This is a genomic window from Longispora fulva (assembly GCF_015751905.1).
Classification (GTDB): Bacteria; Actinomycetota; Actinomycetes; order Mycobacteriales; family Micromonosporaceae; genus Longispora; species Longispora fulva.
Genome location: NZ_JADOUF010000001.1, coordinates 8,443,326 through 8,456,114, shown reverse-complemented (window position 1 = coordinate 8,456,114; position 12,789 = coordinate 8,443,326). Strand labels below are relative to the sequence as shown.

The 12,789-nt window shown below is 71.4% G+C and carries 14 protein-coding genes; 1 reads left to right on the top strand and 13 read right to left on the bottom strand.

Translation table 11 applies throughout. The annotated features are described in order from the left end of the window. Positions 1-33: 33 nt before the first annotated feature. The 13 genes from IW245_RS39000 to IW245_RS38940 form a co-directional block, all read right to left on the bottom strand. Positions 34-1,632 (bottom strand): long-chain fatty acid--CoA ligase, encoded by a 1,599-nt coding sequence (locus IW245_RS39000; protein ID WP_197008060.1) that lies wholly within the window; start codon positions 1,630-1,632, stop codon positions 34-36. 141 nt (positions 1,633-1,773) lie between these two features. Next, positions 1,774-2,859, bottom strand: a complete 1,086-nt coding sequence (locus tag IW245_RS38995; RefSeq protein ID WP_197008059.1) for a hypothetical protein — start codon at positions 2,857-2,859, stop codon at positions 1,774-1,776. Positions 2,860-2,991: 132 nt separating this feature from the next. Then, positions 2,992-3,642, bottom strand: coding sequence for an HNH endonuclease family protein (locus IW245_RS38990; protein WP_197008058.1), 651 nt, complete (start codon positions 3,640-3,642; stop codon positions 2,992-2,994). A gap of 93 nt (positions 3,643-3,735) precedes the next feature. Further along, positions 3,736-4,428 carry an SOS response-associated peptidase gene (locus IW245_RS38985; protein WP_197008057.1) on the bottom strand — a complete coding sequence of 231 codons (693 nt, stop codon included), beginning with the start codon at positions 4,426-4,428 and terminating at the stop codon, positions 3,736-3,738. Between the two features lie 36 nt (positions 4,429-4,464). Then, complete coding sequence (locus IW245_RS38980) at positions 4,465-5,406, bottom strand: cation diffusion facilitator family transporter (protein ID WP_197008056.1); 942 nt, start codon at positions 5,404-5,406, stop codon at positions 4,465-4,467. Then, entirely contained in the window at positions 5,403-5,714 is a 312-nt protein-coding gene (locus IW245_RS38975; RefSeq protein WP_231400828.1) for an ArsR/SmtB family transcription factor, read from the bottom strand. Before IW245_RS38975 ends, IW245_RS38980 begins: the two co-directional genes overlap by 4 nt. Positions 5,715-5,794: 80 nt before the next feature. Beyond that, a complete protein-coding gene (locus IW245_RS38970; RefSeq protein ID WP_197008054.1) occupies positions 5,795-6,622 on the bottom strand; it encodes a DUF1028 domain-containing protein in 828 nt (275 codons plus the stop codon). Between the two features lie 75 nt (positions 6,623-6,697). Further along, positions 6,698-7,303, bottom strand: coding sequence for a response regulator transcription factor (locus IW245_RS38965; protein WP_197008053.1), 606 nt, complete (start codon positions 7,301-7,303; stop codon positions 6,698-6,700). Beyond that, the gene (locus IW245_RS38960) at positions 7,300-8,469 is read right to left on the bottom strand and encodes a sensor histidine kinase (protein WP_197008052.1); all 1,170 of its coding nucleotides are present in this window, start codon (positions 8,467-8,469) and stop codon (positions 7,300-7,302) included. The genes IW245_RS38965 and IW245_RS38960 overlap by 4 nt, the downstream gene beginning before the upstream one ends. A 9-nt stretch (positions 8,470-8,478) precedes the next feature. Further along, on the bottom strand, positions 8,479-9,216 hold the full coding sequence (locus IW245_RS38955) for an ABC transporter permease (protein ID WP_197008051.1): 738 nt from the start codon (positions 9,214-9,216) through the stop codon (positions 8,479-8,481). Next, positions 9,213-10,127, bottom strand: a complete 915-nt coding sequence (locus tag IW245_RS38950; protein ID WP_203787520.1) for an ABC transporter ATP-binding protein — start codon at positions 10,125-10,127, stop codon at positions 9,213-9,215. The genes IW245_RS38955 and IW245_RS38950 overlap by 4 nt, the downstream gene beginning before the upstream one ends. A gap of 69 nt (positions 10,128-10,196) precedes the next feature. Continuing rightward, positions 10,197-10,865, bottom strand: coding sequence for an MOSC domain-containing protein (locus tag IW245_RS38945; RefSeq protein ID WP_197008049.1), 669 nt, complete (start codon positions 10,863-10,865; stop codon positions 10,197-10,199). A gap of 248 nt (positions 10,866-11,113) precedes the next feature. Further along, complete coding sequence (locus IW245_RS38940; protein ID WP_267920034.1) at positions 11,114-11,701, bottom strand: snapalysin family zinc-dependent metalloprotease; 588 nt, start codon at positions 11,699-11,701, stop codon at positions 11,114-11,116. A 374-nt stretch (positions 11,702-12,075) separates the two neighbouring features. On the opposite strand from IW245_RS38940, the gene IW245_RS38935 reads away from it, so the two are divergent. Next, positions 12,076-12,750, top strand: coding sequence for a uracil-DNA glycosylase (locus IW245_RS38935; protein WP_233472964.1), 675 nt, complete (start codon positions 12,076-12,078; stop codon positions 12,748-12,750). The last annotated feature ends 39 nt before the right edge of the window (positions 12,751-12,789 follow it).

Below are 12,789 nucleotides of genomic sequence, written 5' to 3'. Positions count from 1 at the left end.
AGGGTCAGGGACCTCCGTACCCGATGAAGGGGGTTAGAGGGTTTCGATGGTGAGGTCTCCGGTGGCGTGGCGGGAACGGATCTGCTTCTTGTCGAACTTGCCGACCGAGGTCTTCGGGACCTCCTCCAGCAGCGACCACCGCTCGGGGAGCTGCCAGCGCGGCAGGCGTTCGGCGAGGAAGTCGCGCAGTTCCGTGAACGGCACGGCCTCGCCGGCCTTGAACACGACCGTGGCCAGCGGGCGCTCGCCCCACTTCTCGTCCGGGACGCCGACGACGGCGGCCTCCAGGACGGCCGGGTGCGCCATCAGGTGGTTCTCCAGTTCCACGGAGGAGATCCACTCGCCGCCGGACTTGATGACGTCCTTGGACCGGTCGGTGAGGGTGAGGAAGCCGTCGGGGCTGATCCTGCCGACGTCGCCGGTGCGGAGCCAGCCGTCGGGGAACTGCTCGCCCAGGTAGTAGCCGGCGGTGATCCACGGGCCGCGGACGTGCAGTTCGCCGACGCTGACGCCGTCGTGCGGGAGGGTCTCGCCGTTCGGGCCGATCAGGCGGGCCTCGACGCCGGCGTGGAAGCGGCCCTGGGTGAGGCGGTAGCGCATTGCCTCCTCGCCGGACAGGCCCTGAGGGGCCCGGGCCAGAGAGCCCAGCGGGGACATCTCCGTCATGCCCCAGGCGTGCAGCAGGGTCACGCCGTGCCGGTCGTAGGCCGCCATCAGGCTGGGCGGGCAGGCGGAGCCGCCGATGATCGCCTCGTCGAGGGAGGAGAGGTCGCCGCCGGTGGCCTCGACGTACTGGAGTAGGCCCTGCCAGATCGTCGGCACCCCGCCGGCCTTGTTGGGGCGGGTGGCGGCGATGAACGCGGCGAGCGGCTCCGGGGTCAGGAACCGGTCGGGCATCGCGAGGCTCGCGCCGGCCAGGAACGCCGAGTAGGGCAGGCCCCAGGCCAGGACGTGGAACTGGGGCACGATGCCCAGGATCAGGTCGCGGGAGGAGATGTCGAAGACGTCCGGCATGACGCTGGCCATCGAGTGCAGGTAGATGGAGCGGTGGCTGTAGACGACGCCCTTGGGCTCGCCCGTGGTGCCCGAGGTGTAGCACATGGCGGCGGCGGTGTTCTCGTCCAGTTCCGGCCACGGGTACGTGTCCGGCAGGTCCCCGATCAGCTCCGAGTACAGGTGGAAGCTCTGACCCTCCGGCTGCTCGAACGCGCCGTTGACGATGACGTGCTCGATCCCGGGCAGGTGCGGCAGCAGCTTGACGAAGCCGGGCAGCAGCGAGTTGTCGACGATGACGATCCGGTCCTCGGCGTGCCGGGCGGTGTAGAGGATCTGGTCGGCGGGGAGCCGGATGTTCAGCGGGTGCAGGACGGCGCCCATGCAGGGGATCGCGTAGTACGCCTCGACGTGTTCCTGGTTGTTCCACATGAACGTGGCGACCCGGTCGCCCTCGCCGATGCCCAGGCCCGCCAGGGCGTGCGCGAGGCGGGCGGCGTTGGCGGCGACGTGCGCGTAGCTGGACTCCCGGTAGCCGCCCGGCTCGGCGGTGAGGAGGCGCGCGGCTCCGTGCACGGAACCGCCGTACTCCAGGAGCCGGCGGAGGTTGAGTGGGACATCCTGCATCGTACTGCGCATAACGAAACCCCCAGAGGTCGACTACTCATCAGTATGGTGTCTCAGGTCACACTGGGGGAAGGTGCACGCGCGGGGACGCGGTCCCGGGTCGCACCTCCGGGACCGCGTCGGTCTCGCCTCGGCTCGCTTACCGGCGGAGGCTCATATCCGTGAGGTGAAGGTGGAGAAGAACACCTCCGGCGTGTAGACGCCGGCGTTGTCGAAGCAGATCACGTCGACCACCGCGTCCGGGCCGGAGTAGGTCCACGGGGACGTCAGGTTGCAGTACCGCGACGTCGAGCTGTTGGCCGTGACCTGGGCCGTCGTCTCCTTCTGCCCCAGGTTCGGGTACTTCACGATGAACCGGCCCAGCGGCGGCGCCGTGCCCACCACGTTGGTGTTCAGCCCGGTCGGGTAGTTGAAGTTCGTCTGCCCGACGTTGCCGGCGGTCCACACGTAGCCGAAGTACTTCGGCGGCGCGAACGAGCCGAGCACCGTGCGCTCCCGGTGGTAGGACAGCGTGAACTCGGTGTTGGTCGCCGCGCCGGCCTGGTTGTAGCAGAACACGTAGGCGACGATGTCCGTGCCGGCCATGCTCCACTGGTAGATGTTGCACCGGCGCGGGGCGCCGTTCGGCTGGATGGCCGTGGCCTGCAGGTTGCCGGACAGCACCGTGGCGAGCCCGACGCCGTAGAGCTTGAAGCTGTACTGCCCGGTGCCGAGCGGCCCGCCGGACACCCCGAGGCCAGTCGAGTTGTAGGAGTCCACGATGCCCGAGGTGCCGTAGCGGACATAGGCGTGGCTCCCGGGCGGGGCCGCCACTCCGGAGCTGACGCTCCACATCACCGTGAACGCCGTGTCGTCGGCGACCCCGCCCGGCTTGTGGCACTGCACGTCCAGGATCTCGTCGACCCCGGACGGGGTCCAGAACAGGATCTCGCAGTAGTTGCCGGTCCGGCTGACGGGCGTGACGTGCACAAAGCCTTTGGGGGTACCGATGTGCGGGAACTTCACCCGGAACCGGCCGGTGGCCAGCTTGCCGCCGGAGGCCCAGTCGGCGGGGAAGGCCGTCTTCCACGTGCCCCACTGCCGGGTGGTGTTCAGGGTGGTGAAGAGGGGGACGGTCGGGTTGTCGACCAGGGCGAAGCCCCACTGGTCGGCGGTGGCGGCCTGCGCCGGGGCGACGGGCCCCAGCACAGCGCCGCACACCGCGACGAGGAGAGCGACGAGTAAGGATCTGGCGCGCATGGTGTTCATCCAATCGACATCTGACGATGGTTGACTGGAGAGTGCCACCCGTTTGCCAAGGTCACAACGCGCTGTCAGCTTTGGTACAGCGGGACGGCACATCGAATCCCGTCACCGCGCGGGGCGTGCCTGTCAGAACGCCCGGGTGACCGTGATCGTGACGTTCGGGCAGCCGTTGGCCAGGGTGGTCAGGGCCGCCTTCTCTGCGGAGTCGACGGTCAGGTTCCACCGGAGCTTGACCGCGACCCAGTCGCCGACGTAGCGGCACTTCTCCAACTGCGGCATCCAGGTGGCTGGGTCCTGGTCGCCCTTGGCCTGGTTGACGTTGTCCGTCACCGCGACGAGCGGGCGCGGGTCGCCGAGATCGTTGGCGTACTGCTGCCGGCGGGCCGTGGTCCACGACCGCGCGCCGGAGTCCCAGGCCTCCGCGAGCGGGACCACGTGGTCGATGTCCAGGTCGGCGGGGTTGGTCCAGTACGCGCCGTCGTAGTAGGAGTACCAGCGGCCGCCGGACAGGGAGCAGCCGGAGCCGACCGTGGGCGCGGTGACGGCCTCGGCGATCAGCACCTCGTAACGGGTGTTGCAGCCGTCGTGGTCCTCGTCGATCCAGAGCGGGAACAGGCTGCGGCTGTAGCCGGTTCGGACCTCGGCGGCGACGGGCAGGGAGGAGACGGCGGTGCGCAGCGGCTGGGAGACCGTGGCGGCGAAGGCCGGGGTGGCCAGCAGGGAGGCGGCGACGGCGGCGGTGAGGAGCGTGGCGAGACGGGCGAGGGTTCGGGTCATGCACGCATGGTGTTATTTGTCCACTATAGACAACAACGTACGGGATAGGAACGCCCGCCGAACGCGGAACGAACGCCGGCGGTGGGCCCGGGGTCAGCCGACCCGGGTGATCAGGGACGGGCCGTTGTTGCGGACGTTGTTCACCTCGCGGGACACCTCGTCGGCCACCACGAGACTCGTCGCCGGCACCAGCAGCCCGCGCAGCTCGTCGGTGTCGTGCCCCGTCGGGGACAGCCACGCGTCGTACGCCTCCGCGGGCACGATCAGCGGCGCCCGGTCGTGCACCCTGCCGCCCTCGTCGGTGGCGACCGTGGTCAGCACGACGGCGGACCACAGCCACGCGTCCGGGTCGTCCTTCGGCAGGGCCGGGTCGCGCCACAGCTCGTAGAGCGCCGCGAGGGCGAGGACGCCGTCGTCGGGGAGGTGCAGGTAGAAGGGGACCTTCTCGGTGGTCCACTCGTAGAAGCCGTCGGCGGGCAGGATCGCGCGGCGCTTCTCCCAGGCCTTGCGGAAGGCCGGCTTCTCGTCGGCGGACTCCAGGCGGGCGTTGATGAGCTTGCGGCCGATGTTCAGGTCCTTGGCCCAGGACGGGACGAGGCCCCAGCGCACCGCGCGCAGCTGGCGCTCCGGCCGGTCGTCGTGCAGCCGGTCCAGGACCGCGTAAACCTGCTTGGTGGGGGCCACGTTGAAGTCGGGCTCCAGCACCTCGGACACGGCGACCCGTTCGACGCCGAACTCCTCGACGATCTGTTCGGGGGCGAGCCGGGACACGTACCTGCCGCACATGTCCCTATAGTGCCCCACCGGCCGGGGTGCGCGGGCCTACACCGCCCGGTACACCTGGCCGTGCGGCTCCACGCAGTGGCCCTCCGCCGCGGCGTGGTCGACCTGCAGCGTCGTGTGGTCGAGGTGGTGCCGCTGGACCAGCAGGTGCTCGATCTCCGCCTGGATGGCGTGGCAGTCCCCGCCGGGCACGACCAGGATGTGCGCCGACAGCGCCGGCTGACCCGAGGTGATCTGCCAGACGTGCAGGTCGTGCACCTCCGCGACCCCGGGGACGGCGGCCAGCTCCGCCCCGAGCGCCCCCGGGTCGAGCCCGGCCGGCGCGGCTTCCAGAAGGATCCGGCCGGACTCCCGCAGCAGGCCGACGCCCGCCTTCACCATCAGGACCACCACGATCAGCGAGGCGATCCCGTCGGCCCGGACGAACCCGGTGAGGAGCATGACCCCGCCGGCGACGGCGGTGGCGATGAACGCGTAGAGGTCGTTGAGGACGTGCTGAAACGCGCCCTCGACGTTGAGGCTCGACCGGTTGGCCCGGCTCAGGCACCAGGCGGCGGCGACGTTGACGACGATGCCGGCCAGGGCGGTGACGAGGACCAGCCCACCCTGGACCTGGGGCGGGTCGATCAGGCGGCGGACCGCCTCGTAGGCCAGCCAGGCGCCGAGCAGGAGCAGGGTCAGGCCGTTGGCCTGCGCGGAGAGGATCTCGGCCCTTTTCAGCCCGAACGTGTACCCGCCGCGGGGCGGCCGGGCCGCCAGGCGCATCGCGACCAGCGCCAGGACGATGGACGCCGCGTCGGTGAGCATGTGCGCGGCGTCCGAGATCAGGGCGAGGGACTGGGCGAGCATGCCGACGACGACCTCGACGAGCATGAACCCGGTGATCAGGACGAGGGCCACGGTCAGCCAGCGGCGGTCGGCGTCGGCGGACACCCCGTGGGAGTGGGTGTGCCCGGGGCCGTGGTCGTGGTCGTGGCTCATCGCGCTTCCCGATCTGCGTGGGTGGAGTCGACGGTTTCGGGGTGGGGCTCTACCGCGAGGACGACGCCGAGCAGGTCGCCGAGGGCGTGGGCCAGGCGGGGGTCGGAGATCTCGTAGCGCACCCGGCGGCCCTCCCAGGCCGCGACGACCAGACCGCAGCCGCGCAGGCACGACAGGTGGTTGCTGATCTTCGACCGGGACTCGCCGAGCCGGTCGGCCAGCTCGCTCGGGTAGGCCGGGGCGGCGGCCAGCTCCACGAGGATCCGGCACCGGGTCTCGTCCGCGAGGGCCCGGCCGATCCGGGTCATGGCGTCGAGGTGGGTCTCAGCGGTCAGCAGCACACCTGAACCATACAGGGTGAGCTGAACCATTACAAGACTCGAATATTCTAGGCGGCGCGGAGGACCTCCAGGACCACCGGGTCGATCCGACCCTCGACGAGCCGCTCCTCCATGTTCGCCGAGCCCGCCCAGGCCGCCAACCCGGCGTCCAGGCCGCGGTCGACCGCGTAGCCGAGCGCCGTCAGCCGGGCCCCCACCTCCTCGGCCACGGCCCCTTCCAGGGACAGCAGCAGCTCGGGGTCCGTGTGGCCGAACAGCTGGTCGTGCAGCACGTACAGCCGGGCCAGTTCGGCGACCGGGTCCCGGTGGTCGTCCACCCGCAGGTCGACGGCCACGTCGCTGAGGCCGCCGTAGCCGCCGCCCGGGGAGACGATGTACAGCGCGGCGCTCTGCCGGCCCCGGCTGTCCCCGCCGGCCGCCTCGCCCGCCGCCAAGGCCTGCAGCAGCCGGTCGGCGAACGGCAGGTCGGCGCTCCCCAGCCAGGACCGCTCCATCTCCGCGACCACCTCGGGGCCGGTGAGAATGTTGCCCTGGATCGCGTAACCGTCCCCGGCGACGCCGCCGGCCCAGTCGAAACACCCCTTTCCGGTGTACGTCGCCCCAGAGCCCGTCGGGCCCACCACCCCGAGCTGGCGGTCCTCGCGCCCCTGGTCGGCGGCCGTGAGCCCGGCGACGACGTCGGCCGCCGGGGTCCCGGTGCGCAACAGCGCGAGCCCCTGCGGCCGGTACGCCAGGTTCGCGTACGCCTGGGTAGCCAGCGCGCCGACCCCGGCCTCCGCGGCCGGCACCGCCATGCCCACGGCGAGGAACTTACTGGCCACGGCCACGCCGAGCGCCACGCCGTCGGCCGAACGGGCCACGATGGAGTACGTCATGGGCCGGAGCCTACCGAGCGTTCAGGAACGTGCCCAGCCCCCGGACGGGTGCGCACCGCGCCGGGTCTGCTCCGGTCAGAGCCAGCCGCGTTCCTCCGCGATCCGGGCCGCCTCCGGGGACGTCCTCGCCCCGGTCTTGCCGATCGCCGAGGACAGGTGGTTGCGGACGGTGCCCTCCGACAGGCGGAGCTGTTTCGCGAGGTCGGAGACCGTGCCGCCGGCGACGGCCGCCAGGAGCACCTCGTGTTCGCGCGGGGTCAGCGGGCTCGCGCCCGTGGCCAGGGACTCCGCGGCCAGTGCCGGGTCGACCACCCGGAGACCGGCGTGCACCCGGCGGACCGCGTCGACGAGCTGCTCCGGAGGGGCGTCCTTCACCACGAAGCCGACGGCCCCGGCGGCCATCGCCCGGGCCAGGTACCCGGGGCGGCCGAACGTCGTGCAGATCACGATCCGCACGCCCGGCAGCGCCCGGTGCAGCTCGGCGGCGGCCGTGAGGCCGTCCTTGCCGGGCATCTGCACGTCGAGCAGGGCCACGTCGGGGGTCGCTGCCCTCGCGGCGGCCAGCACCTCGTCGCCGGAGGCCACCTGGGCCACGACCTCGATGTCGGGCTCGATGCTGAGCATCGCTGCGAGCGCGCCGCGCACCAGGGCCTGGTCGTCGGCCAGCAAAACCCTGATCACGTCGTCTCCTCCACAGAAGTCGGTGCCGTCTCGGAAGTGGTCGAAGGCCGGGGTGGGACCGACGCGCGGATCATGAAGCCGCCGCCGGGCAGCGGGCCGGCGTCGACCGTGCCGCCCACGGCCGCGAGCCGCTCCCGCAGGCCGGTGAGCCCGTTGCCGGCCGGGCCGGGCGGGGCGACGCCGTTGTCGCGGACCTCCAGCCAGGTCGGGCCGAGCCGGATCTGGCAGCGGGTCGCGCCCGAGTGCCGCAGCACGTTGGTGACGCCCTCACGGACCACGTAGGCGAGGGACTCCTGCAGCTCCGGGGGCACGTCGTCGACCGCGTGCGGCAGGTCGGCGACGATGTCCGCGGCAGCGAGGGCGACGTTCGCGCCGGCGAGCTCGGCGGCCAGGGAGGCCTTGCGGTACCCGGAGACCGTCGCGCGGACCTCGGTGAGCGCCTGCCGGGACAGCCGTTCGAGGTCGGCGATCTCCGCGACGGCCCGGTCCACGCCGTTCGGGTCGGACTCCAGGATCCGGCGGGCCAGGCCGGCCTTCACAGTGATCGTGGTCAGGCTGTGGCCGAGGACGTCGTGCAGGTCGCGGGCGACCCGGGCCCGTTCCTGGCTCACGGCCATCGTGGCGAGTTCGTGCCGGGCGGTGAACAGCTCCCGGTTCACCGTCATCAGCCGGCCCATCAGCGCCACCGAGGCGGCGATCGCCAGCAGGCCCAGCCACGCGCCCATCAGGTCCTCGCCGGTGACCACCATCGCGACCAGCAGGCCAGCGAGCAGGGCCCCGCTGAGACCGACGGCCCAGCGGAACGGGAGCATCACCGAGACCGGGCCGATGATGTACGTCGCGAGCATCATCGTCGGCAGCCCGCCGATGGTCAGCAGCGCGACGAACAGGAGGAGCAGCCAGCCGACCAGGGCCAGTTTGCGGCCGGTCACGGCGTTCCAGAACAAGATCACGCCGAAGCCGTAGCTCAGGCCGTAGACGGACAGGACCGCCAGGAACGCGATCTTCGTGCCGGTCGGGCGGTCGGACGTCGCCACGTCGGCGGCGAACGAGACCAGGAACAGCGAGAAGAACACCGTGACCAGTACGCCGACCCTGCGGCCCAGCATGCCACGGACGGCGCCCGGCACCGGGGGCTCCGGTACCGGGCTGGCGTCAGTCGTCATGGTCGAAGACTAGACGCGGGCCGTGTCGGTCACGTAGCGGCGGGCGGCCAGGAGACCGGCCACCACCGCGTACCCGCCGAGGACCGCCGCCGCCGTGCCGAGGACCGGGTGCGGGGCGAAGGCCGCCTGGCCGACCTCGCGGAGCCAGTACGTCGGCGTGATCTTCATGATGTTCTGCATCCAGTCCGGCACGATCTGGGCCGGGATCCACATGCCGCCGAGCAGGCCGAGCACCATCATCAGGCCGCTGACGATCGGCTGGAGGCTGTCGACCGTGGCGTACTGGCCGATCATGATGCCGAGCACCGCGAACGGGGCCGCGGCCAGCCAGAGGCCGAGGATCAGGCGCAGCCACTGGCCGCCACTGAGGTCCACGCCCTGGGTCAGCCCGAGCAGGGACACCAGGCCGATGGTCGGGAACGCCATCAGCATGGCGAGCAGACCCTTGGTGAGCATGTACGTCACGCCCGGCATCGGCGTGAGCCGCAACTGCCGCTGCCAGCCGATCCCGCGCTCCATGGCGATCTGCGCGCCGGTGGACAGGGCCGCGCCCATCGAGCCGTACGCGGCCATCGCGACCATCAGGGACGGGGCCACGGCCGAGCCGTCGGGGTACGTCGCGCCGTTCTTGGCCCACAGGCCGCAGTAGATGACGAACAGCACCGACGGCATGACCACGGTGAAGACGGTGAACCGGCTGTTGCGGGCGACGAGCTTGGCCTCGATGGCCAGGTAGCGCAGGTTCATCGGGCGTCCTCTCCGGTGAGCGCGAGGAAGGCGTCCTCGAGGTTCACTGCTGCGATCTCAATGTCGTGGGCTTCGGGGTGCTCGCGCAGCAGGGCGCGGACGGCGGCGTCGGAGTCGGCGCAGCTCAGGACGGCGCGGCCGTCGCGGAGTTCGAGGGAGGTGACGCCGGGCAGCGCGGCCAGCTGGGCCTCGGTGGCGTCCGGCACGACGGCGCGCAGCGTACGACCGGAGGCGGCGGCCCGGACCTGGGCGACCGTGCCGTCGGCGATCACCCGGCCGGAACGGAGCAGGACGACCCGGTCGGCGTACTCCTGGGCCTCCTCCAGGTAGTGGGTGGCGAACAGGACCGTGCGGCCGGCGTCGGTGTACTCCCGCATCGACCGCCAGAACTGCCGGCGGATCTCGACGTCCATGGCGACCGTGGGCTCGTCCAGCACCAGCAGGTCGGGGTCGCTGACCATGGCCAGCGCGAACCGGACACGCTGCTTCTGACCGCCGGACAGCTTGCCGCACTTCTGCTTGGCGATGTCGGTGATCCCGACCGTCGCCATCGTGGGCGCGACCCGCTCGGGCTTGCCGTGCAGGGTGGCGATGATCTCGATGGTCTCGCGGACCGTGGCGTTGGCGCGCAGGTTGTCCTTCTGCAGCATCGCGCCGATCACGCCGGCCCGGACCGCGTCGCGCGGCGTGCGGCCGAAGATCCGCACCTGGCCGGCGTCGGGCTTGCTCAGGCCGAGGAGCATGTCCACCGTGGTCGACTTGCCGGCCCCGTTGGGGCCCAGGAGGGCGACGACCTCACCGGGGGCGATGGTCAGGTCGACGCCGTCGACGGCGCGGAGGTCGCCGTACCGCTTGTGGAGTCCGGTCAGACTGACGGCCGATCCGGCCTGGACAGTCGCTGTCGTTGTCATGCCCATGACTCTGCCGGTCCGGGGCCGGGCGTACCCCGGTCGCGCGTCATGATCTTGGCATGACAGTTGTCATGGGCCGTCGAGGACGATCGGCTCGCCCTTCTCGGCCTGGGCCAGGGCCTCCGGGTGCAGCGCGCGGGCGGCGAGGAGCCTCGGCAGCAGGTCCCGGTCCGTCGTCAAGGCCCGGAAGGCCACCCCGACGGTCACGTCGTGGTCCGGGCGGTGCAGGACCTCGATCCCGTCACCGGCCCGGATCTCCCCAGGGACGATCACTCTCAGGTACGACCCGGGCACGCCCCGCTCCGTGAACCGCCGCACCCAGCGCTTCTCCCCCAGCCATCCCGCGAACGTCCGGCACGGGATCCGCGCCGTGGTCACCTCCAGCACGACCTGCGGCCCCACCCGCCAGCGCTCGCCGATCAGCGCACCCGTGACGTCGAGGCCGACGGTGGTCAGGTTCTCGCCGAACATGCCCGGGCGCAGCTCGCGGCCCAACTCCGCGGCCCACGCGTCGAGGTCCTCCGCGGCGTAGGCGTAGACGGCCTGGTCGTCGCCGCCGTGGTGGCGCAGGTCGCGGATCCGGTCGCCGGCCAGGCCGCTGCCGCCGACGCCCTTGGGCCCGGGGGCCGTCACCGCCACCGGGCCCGGGACCGGGCGCTTGTCGATGCCGGTCTCGCCGGGCGTGGCGTGTTCGGTCGGGGTGATCCGGCCGATGTTCAGAGACAACACGGAAGCCATGATCACCAGGGTACCGCCGGGGTGGCGGGAGCATTCGGACGTCGTCTGCGGCGCGGAGCCTGCGCGGGGCCTGCCGGGAGCGTTCGCGGAGCCGTCTCGGCGCGGAGCCAGGCCCGGAATGCCCTGGCCGCGCCACGACGGGTCGTAGAGCACCAGCACCACGTGCGGGGCGCCGCAGGTGGCCCGGGACTGTTCGACCGACGTGCGGGAGCCGCCGACCCTGGTGGGATCGGCGGCTCCGTACCCGTCTAGTAGACGTGGCAGACCGGTGCGACGAACGCCTCGTCCTTGCCCGCGAGGGCCGGCGCGAAGCTGAACAGCTGGTTCACCCGCGACGCCTCGGCGGTGCTCGGGTTCGGGTTCTTGCACGAGGTACCGGCGCTGCCGCCGGACATCAGGATCGCGCAGTTACCGTTGTAGTTGTCCGGCAGGCCGAGGATGTGGCCCAGCTCGTGCGCGAGGATCCGCAGCGGGCTGTGACCCTGGTTGACCTGGGTGGTGTCGATGTAGACGGTGCCCCGACCCAGACCCTGGACGTAGGCGCGGGAGCCGCCACTGTTGGTCACGTAGATGTAGATGGTCGGGCTGCCCGTCTTCTGCAGGTGCACGTTGGGCACCCGCTGGTTCCAGATCGCGACGGCCTGGTCGGCGGTGGCCGAGAACTGGCCGGCACCGCTGGCGTTGTACACCAGGGTCCGGGCGGCGAGGGCCGGGGCAGGGGCGGCGGCCGCCGGAGCGGCCTGGGCCGCGCCGCCGCCGAAGAGCAGTGCGCTGCCGGCGACCGCGACCGCGATGGTCACGTTCCGCATACCGCGCAGGAAGCTCCTGGGAGTCATGTTCACGCTCCATGATGAGGGGTTCATGTAACAGGGACCGTTAGGACCTACCAAAGATTTAGATTTATGAATAATCAGGTGTCAAGGGGCAGACGCGAGGTTGTCACCCGATGCCGCGCAAGTGCCCAGGATGCGGCGCAATTCAAGGGTTTTCCCTAGCAGGGATGATGGGTGGACGAGGGTCGTCGGCGCGGTCGCCGATCGCCCTTGGACGGGGCAGGCAGCATGCCACCTGGCTCTGGCGGCTTGGCGGCGTCGGCGGCATGTCGTGGCGGGGCTCGGTGGGCGTCGGCGGTAGCGGGTCGGCACCGGGCTCGAGGCGGTTCGACGCCCCGGGCCGGTTTTGTCGGGGGTGGCGACTAAGGTTTCGTGGCGTGGCAACATTGACCGAACTTGTCGATCCGGGCTGGGCCGAGGCCCTCGAACCCGTGCAGCCGAACATCACAGCGATGGGTGAGTTCCTCCGGGAGGAGATCGCCGCCGGGCGCAGCTACCTGCCCGCCGGGGAGAACATCCTGCGGGCCTTCACCCAGCCGCTGGACAGTGTCCGGCTCCTCCTCGTCGGCCAGGACCCCTACCCGACCCCGGGCAACGCCGTGGGGCTGAGCTTCTCGGTGGCACCGGACGTGCGCCGGATCCCGCCGAGCCTGATCAACATCTTCAAGGAGTACATGACGGACCTGGGCCTGCCCAAGCCCGCCACCGGCGACCTGACCCCGTGGGCCGAGCAGGGCGTCCTGCTGCTCAACCGGTCACTCACCACGGCACCGCGCAATCCCGGCGCGCACAAGAACAAGGGCTGGGAGAAGGTCACCGACCAGGCGATCCGGGCCCTGGTCGCCCGGGACAAGCCGCTGGTGGCGATCCTGTGGGGGCGCGACGCGCAGGGGCTGCGGCCGCTGCTGGGGTCGACGCCGTGCGTCGAGTCGGTGCACCCGAGTCCGATGTCCGCCGACCGGGGATTCTTCGGATCGCGGCCGTTCAGCCGGGCGAACGAGCTGCTGGTCGCTCAGGGTGCCGAGCCGATCGACTGGACGTTGCCCTCCTGATTCCTGGAGCTGGCCGACCGGCCCCGGGTGGCGTCGCGA